The 22,395-nt window shown below is 62.3% G+C and carries 16 protein-coding genes, 1 tRNA gene and 1 pseudogene; 10 read left to right on the forward strand and 8 right to left on the reverse strand.

Features of this window, described 5'->3' with window-relative positions; genetic code table 11:
• Nucleotides 1-10: 10 nt before the first annotated feature.
• Nucleotides 11-1,279, reverse strand: coding sequence for a hypothetical protein (locus ACOOE2_RS06645; RefSeq protein WP_420382231.1), 1,269 nt, complete (start codon nt 1,277-1,279; stop codon nt 11-13).
• The gene (locus tag ACOOE2_RS06650; RefSeq protein ID WP_420382232.1) at nt 1,267-3,813 is read right to left on the reverse strand and encodes an argonaute/piwi family protein; all 2,547 of its coding nucleotides are present in this window, start codon (nt 3,811-3,813) and stop codon (nt 1,267-1,269) included. Before ACOOE2_RS06650 ends, ACOOE2_RS06645 begins: the two co-directional genes overlap by 13 nt.
• A 1,062-nt stretch (nt 3,814-4,875) precedes the next feature.
• Between ACOOE2_RS06650 and istA the strand changes: the two are divergent.
• Both istA and istB read left to right on the forward strand, forming a co-directional pair.
• Nucleotides 4,876-6,403, forward strand: a pseudogene (istA, locus tag ACOOE2_RS06655) (IS21 family transposase).
• Complete coding sequence (gene istB, locus ACOOE2_RS06660; protein WP_420382216.1) at nt 6,390-7,118, forward strand: IS21-like element helper ATPase IstB; 729 nt, start codon at nt 6,390-6,392, stop codon at nt 7,116-7,118. Before istA ends, istB begins: the two are co-directional and overlap by 14 nt.
• A 203-nt stretch (nt 7,119-7,321) precedes the next feature.
• Here istB and ACOOE2_RS06665 read toward each other — a convergent pair whose 3' ends face one another.
• Nucleotides 7,322-8,233, reverse strand: coding sequence for a LysR family transcriptional regulator (locus ACOOE2_RS06665; protein WP_420382233.1), 912 nt, complete (start codon nt 8,231-8,233; stop codon nt 7,322-7,324).
• A 136-nt stretch (nt 8,234-8,369) separates the two neighbouring features.
• On the opposite strand from ACOOE2_RS06665, the gene ACOOE2_RS06670 reads away from it, so the two are divergent.
• Together ACOOE2_RS06670 and ACOOE2_RS06675 are read left to right on the forward strand one after the other, a co-directional pair.
• Complete coding sequence (locus tag ACOOE2_RS06670; RefSeq protein WP_420382234.1) at nt 8,370-9,566, forward strand: M24 family metallopeptidase; 1,197 nt, start codon at nt 8,370-8,372, stop codon at nt 9,564-9,566.
• 25 nt (nt 9,567-9,591) lie between these two features.
• Nucleotides 9,592-10,494 (forward strand): NAD(P)-dependent oxidoreductase, encoded by a 903-nt coding sequence (locus tag ACOOE2_RS06675; protein ID WP_420382235.1) that lies wholly within the window; start codon nt 9,592-9,594, stop codon nt 10,492-10,494.
• A 347-nt stretch (nt 10,495-10,841) separates the two neighbouring features.
• On the opposite strand, the gene ACOOE2_RS06680 is transcribed toward ACOOE2_RS06675, so the two are convergent.
• Entirely contained in the window at nt 10,842-11,765 is a 924-nt protein-coding gene (locus ACOOE2_RS06680; protein ID WP_420382236.1) for a LysR family transcriptional regulator, read from the reverse strand.
• Between the two features lie 109 nt (nt 11,766-11,874).
• On the opposite strand from ACOOE2_RS06680, the gene ACOOE2_RS06685 reads away from it, so the two are divergent.
• The 3 genes from ACOOE2_RS06685 (at nt 11,875) to ACOOE2_RS06695 (ending at nt 14,159) form a co-directional block, all read left to right on the forward strand.
• Nucleotides 11,875-12,633 carry an SDR family oxidoreductase gene (locus ACOOE2_RS06685; protein ID WP_420382237.1) on the forward strand — a complete coding sequence of 253 codons (759 nt, stop codon included), beginning with the start codon at nt 11,875-11,877 and terminating at the stop codon, nt 12,631-12,633.
• Nucleotides 12,614-13,630 carry a zinc-binding dehydrogenase gene (locus ACOOE2_RS06690; RefSeq protein ID WP_420382238.1) on the forward strand — a complete coding sequence of 339 codons (1,017 nt, stop codon included), beginning with the start codon at nt 12,614-12,616 and terminating at the stop codon, nt 13,628-13,630. Before ACOOE2_RS06685 ends, ACOOE2_RS06690 begins: the two co-directional genes overlap by 20 nt.
• A gap of 70 nt (nt 13,631-13,700) precedes the next feature.
• Nucleotides 13,701-14,159: an ester cyclase gene (locus ACOOE2_RS06695; RefSeq protein WP_420382239.1), complete on the forward strand. Its 459-nt coding sequence runs from the start codon at nt 13,701-13,703 to the stop codon at nt 14,157-14,159.
• 460 nt (nt 14,160-14,619) lie between these two features.
• Here the strand turns inward: ACOOE2_RS06695 and ACOOE2_RS06700 are convergent.
• Nucleotides 14,620-14,694: transfer RNA gene (locus ACOOE2_RS06700), tRNA-Gln, on the reverse strand.
• Nucleotides 14,695-14,709: 15 nt separating this feature from the next.
• Nucleotides 14,710-15,417: an HAD family hydrolase gene (locus tag ACOOE2_RS06705; protein WP_420382240.1), complete on the reverse strand. Its 708-nt coding sequence runs from the start codon at nt 15,415-15,417 to the stop codon at nt 14,710-14,712.
• A 61-nt stretch (nt 15,418-15,478) separates the two neighbouring features.
• Between ACOOE2_RS06705 and glmU the strand changes: the two genes are divergently transcribed.
• The 3 genes from glmU to ACOOE2_RS06720 all read left to right on the forward strand — a co-directional run bounded on the left by glmU (nt 15,479) and on the right by ACOOE2_RS06720 (nt 21,226).
• Nucleotides 15,479-16,855 (forward strand): bifunctional UDP-N-acetylglucosamine diphosphorylase/glucosamine-1-phosphate N-acetyltransferase GlmU, encoded by a 1,377-nt coding sequence (glmU, locus tag ACOOE2_RS06710; protein ID WP_420382241.1) that lies wholly within the window; start codon nt 15,479-15,481, stop codon nt 16,853-16,855.
• Between the two features lie 93 nt (nt 16,856-16,948).
• Nucleotides 16,949-18,772 carry a glutamine--fructose-6-phosphate transaminase (isomerizing) gene (gene glmS / locus ACOOE2_RS06715; RefSeq protein ID WP_420382242.1) on the forward strand — a complete coding sequence of 608 codons (1,824 nt, stop codon included), beginning with the start codon at nt 16,949-16,951 and terminating at the stop codon, nt 18,770-18,772.
• A gap of 60 nt (nt 18,773-18,832) precedes the next feature.
• Nucleotides 18,833-21,226 (forward strand): putative bifunctional diguanylate cyclase/phosphodiesterase, encoded by a 2,394-nt coding sequence (locus ACOOE2_RS06720; protein ID WP_420382243.1) that lies wholly within the window; start codon nt 18,833-18,835, stop codon nt 21,224-21,226.
• Between the two features lie 235 nt (nt 21,227-21,461).
• On the opposite strand, the gene purQ is transcribed toward ACOOE2_RS06720, so the two are convergent.
• Both purQ and purS read right to left on the reverse strand, forming a co-directional pair.
• Entirely contained in the window at nt 21,462-22,142 is a 681-nt protein-coding gene (gene purQ / locus ACOOE2_RS06725; protein WP_420382244.1) for a phosphoribosylformylglycinamidine synthase subunit PurQ, read from the reverse strand.
• A gap of 3 nt (nt 22,143-22,145) precedes the next feature.
• Nucleotides 22,146-22,379, reverse strand: a complete 234-nt coding sequence (purS, locus tag ACOOE2_RS06730; RefSeq protein ID WP_420382245.1) for a phosphoribosylformylglycinamidine synthase subunit PurS — start codon at nt 22,377-22,379, stop codon at nt 22,146-22,148.
• Between the last annotated feature and the right edge of the window lie 16 nt (nt 22,380-22,395).

Genomic DNA, 22,395 nt, shown 5'->3' on the forward strand with positions numbered 1-22,395 from the left:
GGCAGCCTAGCTAGGTGTCTTCGACGGAGGCGGTGCTATCGGCCGGTGTCCATGGTGCACGCTGGCCGCGAGGCGGGATCATACCCGGGCGCTGGACCACGACGACTGCGCCTATCCTGCGATCGCGTTGAACTAGCGCCGCGCGAAGCGTGTCGTAGCGTTCCGAGTGGTGCACATCACAGTCGTCGTATACATAAACGATCATGCGGTCCCAGTTTCTCGGGTCGCTGAAATAGAGGCCCAGGTCACCGGCGACTTCCTCCTCGATCTTGGCGAAATCGCGCAGGCTGCGGACGATCTTCACTTCGACGATAGTCTTAAGCGCGCGGACGGCGAAGTCGAAGCGCGCCTGCTTTTGGCCGAAGCCCGGGAGGTACTGCTCATCGACGAGATCGTCGCCGAAGCGCGGCTCGAGAATGGCCCACAGAAACGCTTGGAGGTGGGCCTCGGTGTCGATCAGCCAGCGGGCGGGGCCAATGAAACGCCGATTGGGCTGGGTATCCCATACCCAGCGCCGAAAAGCCGATTGCGTCGCCTCGAGCGTCGTCACCAGACTGCTATAATCCGGGACGAGCTCGGCGGAAATGCGCTGCACGAGCTGACCAGCCGCTGAGAGCCAGATTGCCGCGCGCTCGAGTTCGCCCGGAGCCGGTGCGGCTGTAGAGAGCAGCGCCGCCATCAACTCTCGACGCTGCTCGACGGTAATCGGCGGCACTGTCGCAAAGGCGCGCGGCCAGCGCTGGCGCAGCACCGTGTCGAGTGCCATGGCATCGGCCTGGCCCTGCGGGTCGGCGCGGAGCCGCCCGGCGCCGTCGAGCAGGTCCGCCGCTAGCTGGCGCGCCCGGTTTGACCAAGAATTCGGTTCGGCATTTTCATTAGCGAGGTCGAGCAGCCATCGACGCCGCTCAGCATCGGATCCATCTTTGTCATCTACCGCAGCGAGGCCGGCCGCTATGCCAAGAATGGCAAGGTCGTCAGGGCCCAGCTGTCCGCGCCCAGCCTTGCCGCGGCCCCGCAATCGATCAAGTGCTCTGATGAAGCCGGCGGGATCGAAATCGGCGCTCCCCGCAAGAAATCCGGCGCGGGCCAAAGCGGGGATGCCACCATAGTCTAGGTCGCCCGCAGCGCGCGCGCTGTTCAGGAGCTCTGCGCGGCCAGCCAGCACGGCTTGGGCAAAACCGAGCGAGGTTTCCGATGCCAGCTCCAGCGAGCCGGTGACCGCAGCCTCGAGCGCTGCGCGCTTCGCCGCGAGGAGATCCCAGGCGCTCAGAGAAACCACATCCGGCTGCGCAGGTGTCCGACTGTCAGTGAAGTGCTATTCCAGCCGGGGACTGATCGCAGGTTTCCCAGCGCGTTTGCGATCAGCCGCGAATAGGTGATCGAGACCGGCTCCAGCGCTGGGAAGTAGCTGCGCCATGATAGGTATGAGAAGTGGTAGACTTGGCGCGCAAGATAGGTGAGATCGCTGAAATCGGAATCGGGATGGAGCGTGAGCCGCAGTGGGCGCGGCAGGCCCTGCTCGGCGGTCTTGACCTCCTTCGATCCTGTCAGCTGGAGCAGAGCCGAACGCTGGTCGAGCTGTATGCAGATGCCGCGCAGCGGAACGCCCACGCCCTTCAAGAGCTGCCGCCTGTCGGCATAATAAGTCACACCTTCTTGTGAGGGGTCAAACAGCGCAAAATCGTGGAAGCGCGAGATATCGAGGAAGGCGAATTCGACCTCATGCTCGCCTTTAAGCAATTCGGCAACGAGCCGCTTTATCGCGTGGATCTCGATGTGTTTGAGCGGCTTATAGACATGAAAGACCAGCCGCACGCGGTCGCGCGGCTGCCAGTTGTTGTCCTTGCGCACTGAATCGATTGTCGTTTTGAGGCTCGCGAGTAACGCATCGGCATAGTTCTCAAATTCGACCTCGCGCGTCTGTCCCCAGACCAGGTAGCGCCCATCGCCTTGGAAAACCGTGGTAATGCCGACAAACCTCGACTTGGGGCCGAACCGTCCTTCACTTACCTCAGTGTAGCCGAGCCCCACGACCAGTTCGTGCGTCGCCGGCATCCGGGTTGAGATCACGAAGGGAGATCCACCCAGCTTCGCATATGCGGCGAGCGCCAGATTATTGGTCATATAGGCGAGGTTGGCAAGCTGCATGTCCGCGGTCTCAGCCTGGACGCTCTGCACCGGCACGCCTACCGTCATGAATGCGGCCTTAGCGGCGAAGTAGGGATTGCGCTCGTTGCGCAACTGCTTGAAATCGGCCCGGACTTGGACGAGTGCCAGATCAGGCGTCTCGGGGAGTCGCGCGAGCAGTCGCTGAATCGCCTGGCGATAGGCCTCGGGCGTCGGCTCCGTGACCTCCTCGAACTCGAATTGCACGCGCGAAAGTCGCAGCTTGCCAATCAGACCGCCGCGGAAAGGATTGTCCGGAACCTTGCTGCGGCCGCGCATGGCCTCCTGCCAGGCATTCTCGTCGGCTCCGTCCCTGAGCGTTCGGGCAAGCTGGTCGATCCGCCCGCGAAACCGCGATTCACAAATTACTGCGACGATCGGTTCGTTGCGCTCGTGCTGCATGTATTTGTAGGGACCATGCTGCTTGATACCGTGATCCGGATAGGCGCCCGTCTCGCGCCCTTGGGGACCGAACAGGAAGCCGGGCCGCTCGGTTGAGACAAGCGGCGGGAACAGCGTGCTGCTTCGCTGCAGGAGGGCCCCGATCTCGACAGACATGCCAGCGATGCGCAGCGTCTCGAGATAGCCGGCAACGCCGCCATGAACCTTGCGGATCTCAGCAAGCTTGGCGTTAGCGGTCGCGTAAGGCGCACGCCGCTTGCGCAGACCTTGGAGGATTTTGGGCGCATTGCGCGGATAGAAATGGCGGATCAGCGCTTCGAGATTCTCCTGCCGCGGCTCAAGGATGACGGCGCTGGGGTTGACGAATTCCTCGCCAGTAAAGTCGTTGAGCTGTAGCTTGCCATTCTTTAAACCGAGGATGCGACCGAGCGTTTCCAGGCGGGCAAGGACGTTGGCTTCGCCGCTGTCGGCGCGGGTGCAGATGTAGCAACCCCTGGGATCGAACTGCTCCTTCAAGAGTTCGTCGAGGGAAATGTCGAGCTCGTTCGAGGTGCTGACGTCGAGCACCAGCGCCAAGTAGGGTTCGCTCGCATGGTGGGGCGCACCGAGCACGCGCAGGTCGAAGCTGTGACGGACCAGCACGTCGAGGCCGGACTTCGCCTCAAGACCCTGATCACGTATAGCGGCCGAGAGCAAGGCGGCCTTGCGGCTACCTAAAGCCTGCAGCGGGCGCGCTCGCCGCAGGATGGTGCGGCGGGGGGTAAGCCATTCGAGCAGGGCGTGGTTGACAGCCTTGCCCAGTAGCGCGAGGTGCTCTTGCGTTCTCAAGCTGATCGGTGCGCCCAGCGGCGCGGCGTCAATCACCATTGCGATGTCGTAGATTGCCCGGTCGCGCACGTCGTAGCGAAACGCATGGGTCGCCTGATGCTTCTCGCGAAGTCCCCGGTATTGCGCGTCGTCTTCGTAGGGTGTTCGGCCTGCTTCGAACGTGTCTTGTGAGAAACTCACTGGCGCAAGATTAAGGCTCAGCCCATCCGAATAGCTGAACTGTTTAATGAACGGTCCGGAAGCGGCGGTGCGGCTACCGGTATCGTCATGCTCGCGGGTCTGTAACTGGGCTTTCACTCTGCCAGAATAGCACTCGTTCCCGATATGTCCAAGCTGACCGGACTTGAATTCCACAAGAGATTCGGTCTGCTGATCTCGATAATAGCGACGGCCGTCCGGCTGGGCATCGCGCTTCATTTCCGCGAAGTCTGAGGGACGCCTCGGCAAGGGGGAGGAGCGCGGCCTAGTTCGGCCCTAAGCCTGGGGATCCAAGCCCTAGCCTGGTTGGGCGACAATCCTCGCCGTGGGTGTCCTTAAAATTGATGAACGACCGCTTCGGTCCACGGCAAGCCAACAGGACATTCTTCGGTCAGTTTCTATTAGCCGTAAATTCGAGCGAAGTTTGGCCGGGCGCCAATGTGAAAATGTCAGCGGCCGAAATTGTCCGGAAAAGCCACCGATTTTGAAACTGTACTAGGCATTTTCGGGCCGGAGAAAGGCGGCAATGTCAGTCAGAAGTTGGATAGCAAAACTGCTCTCCATAGTGCGGTTTGGCTATTAAAGATCCCAGACTTGCGCCATTTTCGTGTCATTGGTCCGAACCAAGGCCCAAATCCATGACTCGTTGGCTGAGCAAGCAAGATTCGAAACTCGAAATTACAGCCTCGGCAACTCATTGAAAAGTCGCCATTAATTTTGGGAGTGTCAACCACAGAGAACGGCCCAGAGTTGCAGTCGCCCGCGACGGGCCAATTTGGCCGTTGCAGAAACGCTCCTTGGGCACGTCGCCTTAGCAGGCGCGTAACAGCAGCAATTGGGCCGACAGTGGACGGGCGGCTTCAAACGAGCCCATCTACAAAATGATCCAGCGTGCCGACACGCCGGCGCCTTTCAGATCAAATGTCGGGCGCATGTCGATGCTAACTCGTATCAAACCGAACAAATTCTACGACCTTGTCATCTAGGTCGCCGATCGTTGGCAAGGCTTTGCGCCGGTCGAAGCCAACCAGTTGCGAGGCGCCATGGCGACTTTAAAGCTCGCTGGCGGCGTCAGCCATTTCTACGACAAACAGGTCGGCGGTATGGCTACGCGCGGTTGTCCCGAAGACTTTGCGGAGTGGACTTTTAAACAGATCGCGGGGTTTGGCTGTGGATCGGCGTGCAAAAAGGACCCGGCTAGCGGGGTGATCGGCGTCCAAAAGGGAACCACCATTCCGATGGTTTAGACAGCGGCCTGGATTTTCAGGTGGCGAGATCGGGATGTTGGTGGTGGAGACAGTTGTACGCATCAGGCGCGAGCACGCGGGCGGCAAGGCGATCAGGGAGATCGCGCGGGATCTACGGCTGTCGCGCAAGGTGGTGCGCAAGGCGATCAATGCGACGGAAGGCGCGTTTGACTATCATCGCACGGTTCAGCCGCGGCCTCGGCTCGGGCCGTTTCAGGAACGGCTCGATACGCTGCTGAGCGAGAACGAGGCGCGGCATCGGCGTGACCGGCTGCGGATGACGCGGATCCACGATCTGCTGCTGCGTGAAGGGTTCGAGGGTTCGTATGATGCGGTGCGGCGCTACGCCCGGCGCTGGGCGGATGGCCGCCGCAGGGATCCCGGCGGCGACGTGCCTGCATTCATTCCGTTGCTGTTCAAACCCGGCGAGGCGTACCAGTTCGACTGGAGCCACGAGGACGTAGAGATTGCGGGCAAGCCGATGCGGGTGAAGGTCGCCCACATGCGGTTGTGTGCGTCGCGAGCGGTGTATGTGCGGGCCTATCCGCGCGAGACGCAAGAGATGGTGTTCGACGCCCATGCCCGCGGCTTTGCGTTCTTTGGCGGGGTGCCGTTGCGCGGCATCTACGACAACATGAAGACCGCAGTGACGACGGTATTTGTCGGCAAGGAGCGCGTGTTCAACCGCCGGTTTCTGGTCATGGCCGATCATTACATGGTCGAGCCGACCGCCTGTTCTCCAGCGGCAGGCTGGGAGAAGGGCCAGGTCGAGAACCAGGTCCAGACGATCCGTGGTCGCTTTTTCCAGCCCCGGCTGAAGTTTGCCAGCATCGAGGAACTGAATGGCTGGCTTGAGGCCGAGTGCCTGCGCTGGGCGGCGATGCACTCGCACCCCGAGCAAAAGGACATGACCGTGTCCCAGGCGCTGGAGGCCGAGCGGCCCGCACTGCAACCAATGCTGGCGCCGTGAGCCAAAGTCGTTTTGGGGCTTTCACGAGACGAGCCACGCGGTGACCGGCACATGCCTGATCAGCTTTGACCGCAACCGCTATTCCGTGGCGGCACGCGCGGTGTGCCGTGCGGTTCAGGTCCGCGCCTATGCCGACCGAATCGTGGTGCGCCTGGGGGATGAGGTTGTCGCCGAGCACCCGCGCTGCTTTGGGCGCGACCGCACGCTCTATAATCCGTGGCACTATCTGCCGGTGCTGGTGCACAAACCCGGTGCGCTGCGCAACGGCGCGCCATTCCAGGACTGGGCCCTGCCGCCGGCGCTGGCCCGGCTGCGGCGCAAGCTGGGCAGCGGAGACGAAGCCGATCGCCGCTTTGTGCGGGTTCTGGCCGCCATATCCACCGACGGACTGGAGGCGGTCGAGGCCGCCATCGGCGAAGCGTTCGATACCGGCGCTGCCAGCGACGAGGTGATCCTCAATATTCTGGCGCGGCGGCGCGAACCACCAACAGATCAGCCACTCAGCGTCGTAGTCGATCTCAAGCTCAAGCATCCGCCCCGCGCTGATTGCGCGATCTATGACACGGTGCGAGGCCACAATGCAGCGGCATGAGATGATCGACGCCATGCGCGCGCTGGGCCTCAAGGGGATGGCCAGCGCGTTCGACGAGGCGGTAACCACCGGCGTGCAACGCCAGCGCACCACGCCCGAGATCCTGACCGATCTGCTGCGCGCCGAAGCCGCGCACCGCCACGCGGCCTCGATCCGCTACCGCATGAGCGCCACCAAACTGCCGGTGATCAAGGATCTCGACGCGTTCGTGTTCGATGGCACGCCGATCAACGAGGAACTGGTCCGCTCGTTACAGGCCGGATCATTCCTGCCGGGCAGGCGCAATATCGTGCTGGTCGGCGGCACCGGAACCGGCAAGACCCACCTGGCCATCGCCATCGCCGCCAGCGTTGTGCGCGCCGGCGCCCGTGGCCGCTACTTCAACACCGTCGATCTGGTCACGCGGCTTGAGGATGAGGCGCGCATCGGCAAGGCCGGCGCGCTCGCCGCCCAGCTCAGCCGCATCGAACTCGTCGTGCTCGATGAACTGGGCTATCTGCCGTTCGCCCGTTCCGGCGGCCAATTGCTGTTCCACCTGATGAGCAAACTCTACGAAAAGACCTCGGTAATCATCACCACAAATCTGGCGTTTGGCGAATGGCCGACCGTGTTCGGCGATCCCAAAATGACGACCGCGCTGCTCGACCGCACCACCCACCATTGCGACATCATCGAAACGGGCAACGACAGCTGGCGCTTCAAACACCGCAACTGACCCGGCCAAACCTCGATAAAAATTTACTTCGCGCTGGGGCTGCCTCCGGTCGGGCTACGCCCTCCCTACGCCAGCCCCAGCGCGAAATCAGCGCCCGGCATCAACCCAAGTGCAACGCCGCCAAGTGGTCCCCTTTTGCACGCCGATAGCGGGTCCCGTTTGGACGCCGATTGACAGGTTTGGCAGCTACGTCTTCCCCAGAGCTACTTCGCCTCATTCGCCAAAATCACTCGCCGTTCGCCAGATCGGTGTACTGCAAACTGGAGATCGGTAACCCGTACCCGCTCCGCAGGCGCCATAAGGCTCAGTGTAGATTTAAGAAAGTGCGCAAGCGGCGCAATTTGCGGCCGAACCGCATCGGACCGCAGCAGGCCTATAACGAGTTCTCCATAACTCCCGTCGAGGCGCACGCCCGCAGGCTGCTCAAAATTCAAGGTGCTTGCGGGCAGCAGCGAAGCGCAAAATCCGTCGGTGACCGCGGCCTGGATGCTCGCTAGGCTGGTTGACCTGAACGCGACGCGAAATGCGCCCTGTTGGCGTTTTGCGGCGCTCAGGGTCATGTCGCGCAATGGGCAGTCCACGTCAAGAAGCCCGATCGGCAATGGCTGATCGGCGCCGCAGAACCTGGCAGGCTGAGCCCAGACAAGCGCTTCACGCCAAAGGATATCACCTTCGTCAAGGGCGGGTTCCAGCGTGATTATGGCCAAATCGAGCTGATCGCGTGCGATCTTTTCACGCAACCGGCGACTGAGGTCGCATTCGACCGAGACAATGACGCCGGGAAAGTTGGCATTGAGATAAGGCAATGCGACCGAGAGCAACGACGGTGCGTAGTCGGTTGGAACTCCGATCCTGATCTCTCCCGCCAGGCGTGTCTCGTGCATGTCACCCACCGCAGCGGTCTCGAGCCGGAGCAAATTGCGCGTGTGCGCGCGCAGTTTCTCACCGGCCGGCGTAATCCTCAAGCCCTGGTTGCTGCGCTCCAGCAGCCTTTGCCCGAGCACCTCTTCAAGGCGCTTGATCTGCATGCTGACGGCGGATTGGGTCAGATTGCTGTGTTCAGCTGCACGTTTCAGACTGCCCGCCAGACACACCGCATCAAACGTCTGGAGCAAGTTCAGATCAAGTCTCGCGCGCATCCCAATCCTACGTCTAAATCACAAATGTTGAACCACTGATCGACATAAATTCGATATCGTGATGATCACACGCCGCGTAGAGCAACGCAACACCTGATGAGGAAACAGCGAGATGCCTGATCAAACCTCCGTTGCAGGCGATAGCGCGGACGTCCGGCACTACCGACTGGCGCGGGTGCGCGCTGCGCTGGTTAAAGCTGGCCTCGATTGCGCCGTGCTGTTCGACCCGATCAACATTCGTTATGCGACCGGGACCCGCAACATGCAGGTCTGGTCGATGCACAACATCTGCCGCTATGCCTTTGTTGCGGTCGACGGTCCGGTGGTGCTGTTCGATTACGCCGGAAGCGCTCACCTTGCGCGCGGCATAGAGACCGTCGGCACGATCCGCCCGGCCCGGTCATGGGACTATTTTGCCGCTGGCAGCAGGAACGTCGAACAGGCCCGTAAATGGGCGGCCGAAATAGCGGATCTGGTCAGCGCCCATGGCACCCGCCGCCGGATCGGAGTGGACAGGTTGGACCTGCTGCCCTTGCGGGCGCTCGAGGCGCTCGGCCTTGACGTCGAGGACGCCAAGCCCGCCCTGGAGCGCGCACGATCGATCAAGTCGGACCAGGAAGTTCGCCAGATGGAGTTCGCTTATGCAGGCTGCGCCGATGCAATACGAACTATGCGCGAAAGTCTTCGCCCCGGTATGCGCGAGAGCGATGCGCTGGCGACCCTGTCGGCCGCGAACATCACATTTGGCGGGGAATATTTGGAAACCCGTCTGCTGACTTCGGGCCCCCGAACCAATCCCTGGCTCCAGGAAACTTCGAACCGGGTGATGCTGGACGGAGAAATGATGGTCTTCGATACCGATCTGGTTGGCGCCCATGGCATTTTCACCGACGTCTCGCGCGCCTGGGTAATTGGTGACACGAAGCCCGATGCCGAGCAGAGAATGCTCTACAGCCTTGCCCACGAGCAGCTACAGCACAACATCGGGCTGCTTGCGCCGGGCGTGGGTTTCCGCGAATTTGCCGACAATGCCTGGCCGATCCCAAGCAGGTACGAGGCCAACAGATACGCAGAACATGTGCATGGTGTCGGCTTGGCTGTCGAATATCCGCTCGTCTACCACAAGCAGGATGCGGCCGAATGGCAATATGACGGCGAGTTCGAACCCGGCATGACCGTTTGCGTTGAGAGCTACATCGGCGCGGAAAATGGCTGCCAAGGCGTAAAGCTGGAGCAACCGGTCTTCATCAGCGAGAACGGCGTGCGCGTGCTGTGCGATTATCATTTCGAGCAGGACATGATTGGCTGAGGCTGGTCTTGAAAAGGAATATTGCATGAAAATCGGCTTTGTCGGCCTGGGCAGCATGGGCGCGCCTATGGCAAGAAATCTGTGTGCAGCGGGTTATGACGTAACGGTCTGCGATCTTGATCCGGACCGCATGCTGCCTTTTACGGAAGCCGGCGTGAAGACAGCGACGTCTGCGCTGTCCGTTGCCGCCGGCGTCGACGTGCTGATGACTTCGTTGCCGGGTCCAAAGCAATCACGCGTCGCGATGCCCGCGTTGATCGCGGCACTGGCGCCCGGAGCCTTGTGGATAGACCTGACCACGAACGATCGGGATCTGCTGGCCGAATTGGCCGCCGCCGCCTCTGCGCGGGGAATCGAAACCTTGGAAGCGCCAGTCACAGGGGCAGTCGACGGGGCCCGAAAAGGCGAACTGACGCTGTTCGCTGGTGGTGAGCTGGCGGTGCTGTCACGAGCCGCAAACTTCCTGGCGCCACTTGGCAAGGTCGTCCATTGCGGCGGCCTTGGCACGGGCACGGTCGTCAAGCTGCTCTCGAACCAGCTCTGGTTTATTCATGCGGCGGCAGTGGGCGAGGCACTGACCCTTGGTGTCAAAGGCGGTGTTGATGTCCTTACCGTCTGGAATGCCCTCAAACAAAGCGTCGGGGATTCCTTTGTTTGTCGTCATGATGTGCCATCGATCTTCGCCGGGCACTATGACCCTTCGTTCAGCCTGGATTTGTGTTGCAAGGACCTGGACCTTTTGCGCGGGCTCGGTAACGAGCTCGCGTTGGATATGCCCATGACGCTTGCTGCCCGTGACCGTTTTGCCCTGGCCCGCCGCATGTACGGCGGTGGCGCGGCCGAACTCCACGTATGCAAGCTTATCGAAGAACAGGCGGGGATTTCGCTACAAGTGAGCGGCGATTGGCCTAACCACTCCGAGGCGTGAAACATCTCACTCTGGCGAGCCTCTATTGTTTTGCAATCGCTGGTGCAAAGCTTGTCATAGCGGTCATCGGCGGATTTCGCCGCCTGCGGGGCGGTCGCTGCACGCATAGGCCCGAATTTACCGGGTCTTGGTCCGGCCGTACCCGGACTGAGCGCAGGTGCTGTCGTCTCGTCGCAAACAATCGCTCAAAGCGAGGATCATTGGCGCTGGTCCCGATGGCTCGCCGACATCGTTCGGCCGCCGGGGCGGCGGGTGAGAGCGCCAAAGGCTGGTTTTCTGCAGCCTGTCGGGACTGCCGCTCAATCTGCATCGCCGCGCCTGGCTATTCACATCTCCGATCCTGGATATCAAATACCGGCAAACTGCTCGGCGAGCCCCTGTTGTTTGAAAGCGTTGACGATCCAATCGACAAAGGCGCGCGTTTTTGCGGGCAGGAGCGTGCGCGAAGCATAGTAGATCGAAATTGCGCCCGCATCGGCGTACCATTCGGGCAAGAGGCGGACCAGACGACCGTTTTCGATTGCTGACAGCACATCAGGAACCGCGACCATGGCGACGCCCAGCCCGAGCAGCGCCGCCTCGCGCATTGCGCTCGGGTCGTTGACGATGAGGGATGGCGTAAGAGCTCCAAGCATCTCGCGGCCTGTCGTATCGCGCATCATCCAGTGTCGCAGGCGGCCGGTTTGTAGTGAGCGCATGCCGATACCGTCGAGCGCCTGAAGGCCTTCCGGATCGGCTGGCAGCGCGCGACCAAGCATATAGGCGGGCGAAGCAACAGCAATGATGTGCGCGGGGGCCAGCGTCCGCGTGATAATTCCCGGGGTCAGTTCGAAACCACCGCCGATCGCTGCATCGTAGCCTTCTTCAACCAAGTCGACCGTGCGGTTTTCAAAGTGCCATTCCGGGCGGATGCGCGGATAGCGTTCGAGAAACTGGGGCAACAGTGGCAACAGGTGCGTCATGCCCAATGTCGGCGCCATGCTGATTTTCAGCGTGCCGGTCGGTGAAGCGTCCGCAGCGGCCACACCCGCAATCGCAACTTGGATGCCCTCCAGATTGCTGGCGATCGCGAGGCGAAAGGCTTCCCCCGCTTCGGTCAGCGTCAGCTTGCGGGTGGAGCGGTGGAACAACCGAATTCCCAGGTTGCGTTCCAGCATTGCCACATTCCGGCTGACCGCCGCCGGCGTCACGGAAAGCCGCCGGGCGGCTTCGGAAAAGCTGCCACAAGAGGCGCTGCGAATAAAGGATTCCAGATTTGCGAGTGTTTCCATACCCCATCTTACAACGGATAATTGAAAGACAGGCAAGCCATTTAGGGCTAAACCGAATGGAATTCGCGGGCCATTATCACTTCATCGAACAACCTGAGGAGTGACCATGATGACCCGGATTTCACAGCCACTTGCCGGCAAAGTTGCGCTCGTTACCGGTGGATCGCGCGGGATCGGCGCGGCCATTGTCCGACGGCTGGCGGGTGACGGCGCCGATGTCGTTTTCAGCTATGCCGCATCACCCGATCGCGCCGATGACCTTGTGCGCGAGCTTCAGGACCTTGGCAGCCGGGTCGTTGCGATCAGAGCGGATCAGGCGCTTGCCGCAGACGTCGCAATGCTGGTCCGGCAGGCCCATGCCACATTTGGCCGGCTCGACATTCTCATCAATTCCGCAGGCGTGTTCGTAACCGGCATAGTCGGCGACGAAAGCGCCGATATCGCGGCTTTTGACCGGCAGATCGATATTAATGTCAGGGGCGTGGTGGCAGCGGTTCGCGCCGCGGTGCCTGTGATGTCCGATGGCGGCCGGATCGTTTCGATCGGCACCACGGGTGCGGTGCACATCCCGTTCGCCGGCGCGGCCGACTACGTCGCGACCAAGGCTGCGGTGGCGGCTTACACGCGCGGGTGGTCGCGCGATCTGGGGCCGCGCAACATCACGGTCAATGTCGTGCAGCCCGGCGCGATCAACACCGAGATGAACCCGCAGGACGGGCCCTTTGCCGAAACGCTGAAGGGACTGACCCCGCTTGGTCGCTATGGCCAGCCCGAGGATATCGCGGCGGCGATCGCCTTTCTGGTCGGCCCCGATGCCGGATACATCACCGGCGCCACGCTCAACGTCGATGGCGGACAGTCCGCCTGATAGGCACAATCTTGCACGCTTGGAAAAATTGGATAAGAAAATGGCTCAGATCATCCGCATGCATGAACATGGCGCGCCCTCAGTCCTGCGCCTGGAGACCATCGAAGTCGGCAAGCCGGGGCCCGGCGAAGTACGGCTGGTGCAGGACGCAATCGGCGTCAACTATGTCGATACGATGGTGCGCGACGGGCGTTTCGCAATGCCCCTCCCGCTGGTTCCCGGGTTCGAAGGCGCAGGCGTGATTGCTCAGGTCGGACCCGGCGTCGATCATTTGAAGGTTGGCGACCGGGTCGGCTATTTCTTTGCGATCGGCGGATATGCATCGGAACGGCTGATCGCGGCGAGCGCCCTGGTCAAGCTTCCCGACGATATCACGACCAGGCAAGCCGCCATGTTCCTTTCCGCTGGTCTGACTGCGTGGATGGCCTTGAGATCGTTGCATCAACTCCAGGCCGGCGAGACTGTTCTGGTGCTGGGCGCGTCAGGAAGCGTTGGATCGATCCTGGCGCGGTGGGCGAGGATGCTTGGGGCGACTGTTATTGGCGTTGCCGGATCGCAAGCCAAGCTTGCGCAAGTCACAGCGGGCGCTGATCACGCCTTCCATTCCGGCGACCCGCGACTTGTGGACAAAATCCGCGCGATTGCTTCTGATGGCGTGGACGTCGTCTACGATTTGGTGGGGGCAGCCACAGCAGCGCTGACGATCGCTGCACTGCGTGACGGCAGCAAAATTGTCGCCATCGGAGCTGCGTCAGGGCCACCCGCTTTCGACCCGGCCGAACTTGCTCGGCGCCGGATCGAAGTAACCGGCGGCGGGACACCGCAGCATGTTCACGCCGGTACGGTCGATGGCGCTTCGTCGGAGCTGTTTGCGGCAATCCGCGGCGGTCTGTTCGCGGACCTGCCCGCCGTTGGGTATCCGCTCAGCGACGCGTCGCAAGTCCATGAAGACATTGCCGCACGCCGCATTGCGGGGCTGCCAATCCTGCTTCCGTGATTGAACAAGCTGCGCTGACGCGCTGTCAAGCCAGCGCGTCCCTTCAAACCTTGCAGAGAGGTGCCACGCCATGTCGATATCCCCTGAAGAAGCCGCAAAAGCTATCGTTCGTCGCAATACGCAAGAGGTCCAAGTGGGCGGAGACTTCGCCCTGTTCGATCAAATCTTCGCCGATGATTTCGTCGATCATACCCCACAACCCGGTGCCGGGTCGGACAAGGATGGTGTCCGCATGCTCTATACCGCACTGCGCGCCGCTTTTCCCGACCTGCAATGTGATATCGGATGGCAATCGGTAGAGGGCGATCTGGTGACGACCTATAAGATATATTCCGGAACGCATTCGGGGCCATTCCTTGGCCTTGAGCCATCCGGCCACGCTGTCCATTTTGAAGCGGTCGATGCCATGCGTGTCCGTGCCAGCAAGATCACCGAGCACTGGGGCGTCGGCAATCTCTACTCGGCTGTTCAGCAAATATTACAAACACGGGGCAGCAGCATACTCGCATCGCCAGATCGGTTGATCTGAACGCGATCCGACGGGCGTCTACAAAGTTTTATGCCAACTTGTTTGACGCTTGAACTCGGCCTTAGCGGGACGCTGCCCGCCCTCGGGAGCCAGCCCGATGAAGCGCATATTTAAATGGCGGCAAGGATGGGATTCATAGCATGCTGCGCGTCCGACACTGGCGTCGACTATGACGGTGTCATGCATATTGTGCGTTAGGGAACTGCAGCTCGCTCATTGGGATCACACGAAATCTGCTGACAGCAAACGGCCAATTTCAGGCATTTCCGCAATAGGGTTCGGAAAAATGCCCGACCCCAATAGTGTCAACCACGGGAAATGGCCTTAGAGAAAGGGCCAATAGAATCGGCTTTTTGACGGGCATAATTTGTCTCTGTGGTTGACGCCGACCACCGGAATGCCGCGGAAGTCCGCCACTTATGCCGTAGCGGGAAAAAGTCCTTCCAAAACAAGGACTTACTGGCTGGGGCGGCAGGATTCGAACCTGCGGATGCCGGCATCAAAAGCCGGTGCCTTACCACTTGGCGACGCCCCAACACGAGGCTTGCGCCTATAGCGCGTGGGGCGCGGATGGAAAGGGGGGATTGTGGCCTATCTGTTGCAGTGTGGGGATCAGCGCGTCGAAATGGTCGATGACCGCGTCGGCGCCGAGGTCTTGCGGGGGCTGGTCGCAAAACCCGAAGCTGACGGCGACGACCGGCAGGCCGGCGGCGCGGGCGGCGCCGACGTCGTAGGTGGTGTCGCCGACAAACGCGGTGCGGTTGGCGCTGGTTCTGCGGATCATTTCATGCAGCATGTCGGGTTTGGGTTTTGCGCGGTCGGGGCCCAGTGTGTCGCCGCCGATAATCGTGGCGAAGCGATGGGTGAGGCCCAGGGTGTCGAACAGGCGTATGGCCAGCGCTTCGCGTTTGTTGGTTGCGACAGCCAGGGTGACGCCGCGTGCCGCCAGGTCGTTCAGCATCGCTTCGCCGCCGGGGTAAAGCCTGGTGTGGCACGCGATGTTGGCTTCGTAATACGCGACCAGTCTTTCGGTCAGGTCGGGCAGGATTGCCTCATCCACGCCGCCGGTGCGCGCCATGCCGTTGCGCAGCATCTGGCCGGTGCCGCCGCCGATCAGGCTGCGTACATCCGCCAGCGGTATGGTGGCGCGGCCGATCGAGGTCAGCGCGTGATTGAGCGCGTGGCCCAGGTCCCAGGCGGTGTCGAGCAAGGTGCCGTCGAGATCGAATCCGACGCAATCGTAGGGAAAATCAGCCATAGGGGCGCCGAGTGCCGGAGCGTTCTGGAAACTGCAAGAAAATGCTGGCAAGGACCGATTCATGATCGAGACAACCCCCGATATCGCCGCTCCGCTCGCTGTCGTCATCCTTGCCGCCGGCAAGGGCACGCGCATGAAAAGCGATCTGCACAAAGTGCTGCATCCGATTGCGGGACGGCCGATGCTGTTGCACCTGATGGCCAGCGTGGCGCAGCTGGCGCCGGCGCACCAGGTGGTCGTCGTCGGCAGCGGGCGGGAGCAGCTGGAAAAGGCGGTCGGTGATACTGCGACGATCGCGGTGCAGGATCCGCAGCACGGGACCGCGCATGCGGTGCAGCAGGCGCAATCGGCGCTGGCAGGGTTCACCGGCGATGTGCTGGTCTTGTATGGCGATGTGCCGTTTGTGCGCGCAGAAACGATGCGCACCATGATCGCGCGGTTGCATACCGATGATGCGCCCACCGTGGTCGTGCTGGGGTTCGAACCCGATGACGCGCTGGCCTATGGACGGGTCATTGCCGAGCAGGGGCTGGTGCGCAAGATGGTCGAATTGAAGGACGCGAGCGCAATCGAGCGCGCGACCACCTTGTGCAATTCGGGCTTGCTGGTGGCGCGCGCGCAGGATCTGTTTGCGCTGCTGGCGCGGGTGGGCAACGACAATGCGCAATCCGAATTCTATCTGCCCGATGTCGTCAATATTGCGCTCGCCGATGGCAGGGGCGCAGCGGTGGTCGTGACCGGTGATGCCGATGAAGTCGCCGGGATCAACAGCCGCGCCGAACTGGCGCAGGCCGAGGAACGCTGGCAGGTGCGCCGGCGCGAGGCGGCGATGGCCGATGGCGCGTCGCTGGTCGCGCCGCATACAGTGTGGTTTGCGTGGGATACGGTCGTGGGCCGCGATGTCGTGATCGAACAGAATGTCGTATTCGGCCCTGGCGCCGTGGTTGCGGACAAGGTCGTGATTCACGCGTTCTGCCATATCGAGGGTGCACATGTGGCGAGCGGCGCCTCGGTCGGGCCCTTTGCCCGGTTGCGACCCGGTGCAGATCTGGCCGAAGACAGCAAGGTCGGCAATTTTGTCGAGGTGAAGAACGCGAAGCTCGGCAAGGGGGCCAAGGTCAACCACCTCAGCTATGTCGGCGATGCCGATGTCGGCGCCGCGGCCAATCTGGGCGCGGGCACGATCACGTGCAATTATGACGGGTATTTCAAGTATCGCACCGTGATCGGCGAGCGCGCGTTTATCGGATCGAATTCCGCGCTGATCGCGCCGGTGCGGATCGGCGCAGATGCGATCGTGGCAGCGGGCAGCACGGTCAGCCGCGATGTGTCCGACGGCGAATTGCGACTGGTGCGCGCCGAGCAGCTGGTCAAACCGGGTTGGGCCGACCGCTTTCATGACGCGATGAAAAAGAAAAAGGCCGAAAAAAAGGGCTGACGGGCAAGGCGTTGTTCACTTTGCGCACCGCATGTGACAGCACGCTACGGGGGCGGCGTGCTGCGCCTCCTGCAAGATTGAGGGCGTCATAGCATGTGCGGAATTATCGGAATTGTCGGCAAGGATCACGTGTCGGACCGACTGGTCGACGGGCTGCGGCGCATGGAATATCGCGGCTATGACAGCGCTGGCGTATGCACGATTTACGAGGGGCAACTGGTCCGCCGCCGCGCCGAGGGCAAGCTGAACAATCTGGTCGTCGAACTGGCGCACAATCCGGCGCCCGGCGCGATCGGTATCGCGCACACGCGCTGGGCGACGCACGGTGCGCCCACCACCAGCAACGCACATCCGCATGCCACTGGCGAAGTTGCGCTGGTCCATAACGGCATCATCGAAAACTTCCGGCCCTTGCGCGAAGAACTGATCGCGCGCGGCCGCACGTTTGAAAGCGAGACCGACACCGAAGTCGTCGCGCATCTGGTGTCCGAACAGATCGAGGCCGGCGCGTCGCCGACCGACGCGGTCAAGGCCGTGCTGCCGCGCCTGCGCGGAGCATTCGCGCTGGCGATCGCGTTTCGCCAGCATCCCGATCTGCTGATCGGTGCGCGGCTGGGCTCGCCGCTGGTGGTCGGGTATGGTGATGGCGAAACGTTTCTGGGTTCCGACGCGCTCGCATTGGCCCCGCTGACACAACGCGTCAGCTATCTTGAAGAGGGCGACTGGGTAGTGATCACCCGCGAAGGCGCCAGCGTGTTCGACATTGCCAACAATCCGGTCACACGCGCGATCGTTGCGTCGGGCGCATCGGCGGCCGCGATCGAAAAGGGCAATTTCCGCCATTTCATGCAAAAGGAAATCTACGAGCAGCCGATCGTCGTGGCCCAGACGCTGCGCTCGTATCTGCGCCGCTATGAGCAGCAAGTGTCCCTGCCGCAGATCGATTTCGACCTGGCGAGCATCAAGCGCGTAACGATCGTTGCCTGTGGCACCAGCTATTATGCCGGCATGGTCGCAAAATACTGGTTCGAACAGTTCGCCCGCCTGCCGGTCGATATCGATGTCGCCAGCGAGTTTCGCTATCGCGACCCGGTGCTCGAAGCCGGGGGCCTGGCGATCTTCATCTCGCAATCGGGCGAAACCGCCGATACGCTGGCCGCGCTGCGGCATTGCAAGGCCGCCAAGCAGACGATCGCCGTCGTCGTCAATGTGCCCACCAGCACCATGGCGCGCGAGGCCGATCTGCTGTTGCCCACACACGCCGGGCCTGAAATCGGCGTCGCCTCGACCAAGGCGTTCACGTGCCAGCTGGCCGTGCTTGCGGCGCTTGCGGTGCATCTGGCGGTCAAGCGTGGCAAGATCAGCCACGAGGAAGAAATGCATATCGTCGGGCAGCTCGACGAGACGCCGGCCGCGCTCAACGCAGCGCTGGCCCATGACGAGGATATCGCCAGGATCGCGCCATTGATCGCGCCGGCGCGCGACGTGCTGTATCTCGGGCGCGGTCCGGATTATCCGCTGGCGCTCGAAGGCGCGTTGAAGCTCAAGGAAATCAGCTATATCCATGCCGAAGGCTATGCCAGCGGCGAAATGAAGCACGGACCGATCGCGCTGATCGACGACAAGGTGCCCGTGATCGTGCTGGCGCCGTCGGGGCCACTGTTCGAGAAAACCGTCTCGAACATGCAGGAAGTGCGCGCGCGCGGTGGCAAGATCGTGCTGATTTCGGATGCGCAAGGCATTGCCGAAGCGGGCGAGGGGTGCATGGCGACGATCGAGATGCCCAAGGTGCATCCGCTGATCGCGCCGCTGGTCTATGCGGTGCCCGTGCAGTTGCTGGCCTATCACGTCGCGCTGGCCAAGGGCACCGATGTCGATCAGCCGCGCAATCTGGCAAAGTCGGTCACAGTCGAATAAAGCGGCAATCCGGACGCCACGCTTACGATTGGGCAAGCATTCACGGGGTAAACACCGGGCGTGACTCACCCGCTGCGCCCCCCTGCTTTTGCTGGTCCGCCAGATCAGGCCAAACCTCTCCTGCCGTCGCGCCTGCCGTGGCTGGCGGTGCTGGGGCTGGTCGATCCTGCCGATGGTGACTGGGGCCGGTTGCGCAGCCTGCAATTGTCGGGGCTGACCCGGCGCACCGTTTCGCGTATTCTGGCGCAGGCGCTGTGCGCGGTGCTGATGATGCGTGTGCTGCTGCCGAGTACGGGGCTGGCGCTGTCGACCGGCTGGCTGGTCATGATTATCATGGCAGTGATCGGTACGGCGATGCTCGATCGGCAGATGTGCCCGGTGGATCAGCGGCGCGTGGGCTTGCGCGAAATCCGGATCCAGGCGCTGGGTACTGCGGGTCTGGCCGCCGCGTGGGCGCTGCCGATGCTGGTGTTCGGCCCATGGCTGCGCCCGACCGACATCACGCTGGTCTGGGCGATCATGGCCACACTGATGGCGGGCATGGCGTTTGCGCTGGCGGCGGTGCCGCTGGGTGCCGAAGTGTTTGCGATCGTGCTCGGTCTGTCGGGGATTGCCGGATTTCTTGCGCATGGCGAAATGACCGGGGCGGCGGTCGCGTCGTGTTTCCTGGTGTTCATCATGGTCGGCGCGTTCGAAACCGCGCGCACCGCGCTCGATGCGCGGCTGTTGCAGGCAGGGCTGGTCGACAAGGATGAAGTCGTTTCGCTGCTGCTGCGCGAATTCGAAGAGGGTGAGGCCGACTGGCTGTGGCAGGTCGATCCTGCGCGCCGCGTGCGCAATGTATCCCCGCGCTTTGCCTTTGCCCTGGGCGAGGATGCCGACGAGATCGAGGGCAAGCCGCTGGTGCAGTTGATCGCCGGCGACAGCTGGAGCACCGGCGCGTTCCATTCGTCGCTGCACGATCTGGCCGAGCGGTTGAAACGGCGCGAAAGTTTCAGCGACCTGATGGTCCGCGCGACACTGGCCGGGCAAAACCGCTGGTGGGAATTGTCCGCCAGCCCGCGGTTCGATGAAAATGGCGTGTTCGTCGGCTTTCGCGGCGTGGGCTCCGATGTGACCGAGCGTCGCGCCAGCGAAGACCAGATTGCGTATCTCGCGCGGTTCGACACGCTGACCGGGCTGCCCAATCGCATGCAATTGACCGAATCGCTCGACGCAGCCATGCGCCGCGCCGATCAGTTCCGCAGCCGCTGCGCCTTCCTGATGATCGATCTCGACCGGTTCAAGGCGGTCAACGACACGCTGGGCCACATGATCGGCGATCGCCTGCTCGAGCTCGTCGCCGAGCGGCTCGGGGCGCTGGTGGGCGAAACAGGCCTGGTCGGGCGCCTGGGTGGCGACGAATTTGCCGTCGTGCTGAGCGAAAAGGTCGACAGCGGCAAGATCGACGCCGTGGCGCAGCACATCATCGGCGGGCTGTCGGCGGCGTATATGGTCGATCACCATGTGCTGTATATCGGCGCCAGCGTCGGCTCGGCGATCGGGCCGCGCGACGGCGCGACGGTCGAAACGCTGATGCGCAATGCCGATCTGGCCATGTACCGCGCGAAGAACGAAGGCGGCGGCCGACATGCGCCATACGAACCATCGCTGCACACCGATGCCGAACAGCGCCGCGTGCTCGAAGTCGCGCTGCGCACCGCGCTGGACCGAAACGAATTTTCGCTGGTCTATCAGCCGGTCGTCGATGCGCAAACGAGCAGGGTGCTCAGCTTCGAGGCACTTGCGCGGTGGACGAGCGCCGAACATGGCACGGTCAGCCCGGCAAGATTTATCCCCGTTGCCGAAGACGCGCGGCTGATCGTGCCGATCGGCGAATGGGTACTGCGCACCGCGTGCCTGGAAGCGGCGCGCTGGCCCGAAGCGATCAAGATCGCGGTCAATGTCTCGGGCGAGCAATTGCTCGACGCGCGCTTTTCGCAAACCGTGGTGTCGGCGCTCGCCGCCAGCGGATTGCCGCCGCACCGGCTGGAAATCGAAGTGACCGAGACGGTATTCCTGCGCGACGGCACCGCCGCGCTCGAAACATTGCGGCGGATCATCGCGCTGGGCTGCGGTGTGGCGCTCGACGATTTCGGCACAGGCTATTCCTCGCTGGGCTATCTGCGCAAGATCCGCTTCTCGACGATCAAGGTCGACCGCACATTCGTCCAGGGTGCAGCACGCAACAATGCCGAAAGCCTGGCGATCGTGCGCGCGGTGGTCGCGATGGCCGACAGCCTGGAGATCTCGACCACAGCCGAAGGCGTCGAGACCGAAGACGAATTGACGTCAATGCGCGAACTGGGCTGCCGCAAGATCCAGGGATACTATTTCGGCCGCCCGATGGCGCCAGCGGATGCGTTTGCACTGGTCGCATTAAAGGCAAAACCGGTGAAGATCGCGGCGGGCTAAGGTGGGGGCCGCCGGCTGCCAAGGGCGATGGCCCATAGGCGCTAACATAACAATACAGTCGCCCCGGGCTTGATCCGGGGTCCCGCTTCTTCGGCACGGAAACGCGCGAATTTGAAGGTACCGAGAAAGAAAAGCGGGATCCCGGGTCAAGGCCGGGAAGATGAAAACAAACACAGTCAGCGCCTATGGGCGATGGCCCTTGGCCGCAGGAGGCTCTGTAAAACCAGACCCGGATTTACGCCGCAACACCCACCGCGCGCAGCACGCTCTCGAACACCACGCGGCCATCGCTGCCGCCGTGCGCCGGCTCGATCATGCGCTCGGGATGCGGCATCATGCCCAGCACATTGCCCGCGTCGTTCAGCACGCCGGCGATAGCGCGCTGCGACCCGTTGACCGGCTCGGCATAGCGAAATGCCACGCGGTCTTCGCCTTCCAGCCGGTCGAGCGTATCTGCATCGGCATAGAAATTGCCATCATGATGCGCGACCGGGATCGTGATCCGCTGGTCCTTGAAAAACCCGTTGGTAAACAGCGACTGGCTGGTGCCTACGGTCAGCGCGATGTCGCGGCACACGAACCGCTGACCGCCATTGCGCAACAGCGCGCCGGGCAACAGACCCGCTTCGGTCAGCACCTGGAACCCGTTGCACACGCCCAGCACGGCAACACCGCGCGCGGCCTGTGCGATCACCGCCTGCATGATCCGCGACCGCGCCGCCATCGCGCCCGACCGCAAGTAATCGCCATAGGAAAAACCGCCGGGCAGCCCGATGAAATCGAGCCCTTCGGGCAAGTCGCTGTCGCCGTGCCAGACGCGATGAACGGTGCCGCCGGTGATGTCTTCGATCGCGACGGCCATGTCGCGATCGCAATTCGATCCGGGAAACGTGATGACAGCGGCGGTAAAACCCATGGGTCAGCTCACCTTTTCAATGCGGTAATTTTCGATCACCTGATTGGCCAGCAACTTTGCGCACATCTCGTCGATGGCGGCGTCGGTCACATCATCGGCCAGATCAAGCTCGATCAGGCGCCCGGCGCGCACATCGTTGATCCCGACAAAGCCCATGCCTTCCAATGCGTGATGGATGGCGCGGCCCTGGGGGTCGAGCACGCCGTTTTTCAGGCTGACATGGACACGCACTTTCATCGCCTGCACTCTTTCG

Origin of the sequence: Novosphingobium sp. (assembly GCF_965214355.1) — a bacterium.
Lineage (GTDB): Bacteria > Pseudomonadota > Alphaproteobacteria > Sphingomonadales > Sphingomonadaceae > Novosphingobium.

Coding starts and splice junctions, on each gene's coding strand:
- ACOOE2_RS06670 (WP_420382234.1), top strand. CDS start 8,370: ATGCCTGATCAAACCTCCGTTGCAGGCGATAGCGCGGACGTCCGGCAC.
- purS (WP_420382245.1), bottom strand. CDS start 22,379: ATGAAAGTGCGTGTCCATGTCAGCCTGAAAAACGGCGTGCTCGACCCC.
- glmU (WP_420382241.1), top strand. CDS start 15,479: ATGATCGAGACAACCCCCGATATCGCCGCTCCGCTCGCTGTCGTCATC.
- istB (WP_420382216.1), top strand. CDS start 6,390: ATGCAGCGGCATGAGATGATCGACGCCATGCGCGCGCTGGGCCTCAAG.
- glmS (WP_420382242.1), top strand. CDS start 16,949: ATGTGCGGAATTATCGGAATTGTCGGCAAGGATCACGTGTCGGACCGA.
- purQ (WP_420382244.1), bottom strand. CDS start 22,142: ATGGGTTTTACCGCCGCTGTCATCACGTTTCCCGGATCGAATTGCGAT.
- ACOOE2_RS06705 (WP_420382240.1), bottom strand. CDS start 15,417: ATGGCTGATTTTCCCTACGATTGCGTCGGATTCGATCTCGACGGCACC.
- ACOOE2_RS06650 (WP_420382232.1), bottom strand. CDS start 3,813: ATGAAGCGCGATGCCCAGCCGGACGGCCGTCGCTATTATCGAGATCAG.
- ACOOE2_RS06690 (WP_420382238.1), top strand. CDS start 12,614: ATGGCGGACAGTCCGCCTGATAGGCACAATCTTGCACGCTTGGAAAAA.
- ACOOE2_RS06685 (WP_420382237.1), top strand. CDS start 11,875: ATGACCCGGATTTCACAGCCACTTGCCGGCAAAGTTGCGCTCGTTACC.
- ACOOE2_RS06680 (WP_420382236.1), bottom strand. CDS start 11,765: ATGGAAACACTCGCAAATCTGGAATCCTTTATTCGCAGCGCCTCTTGT.
- ACOOE2_RS06695 (WP_420382239.1), top strand. CDS start 13,701: ATGTCGATATCCCCTGAAGAAGCCGCAAAAGCTATCGTTCGTCGCAAT.
- ACOOE2_RS06675 (WP_420382235.1), top strand. CDS start 9,592: ATGAAAATCGGCTTTGTCGGCCTGGGCAGCATGGGCGCGCCTATGGCA.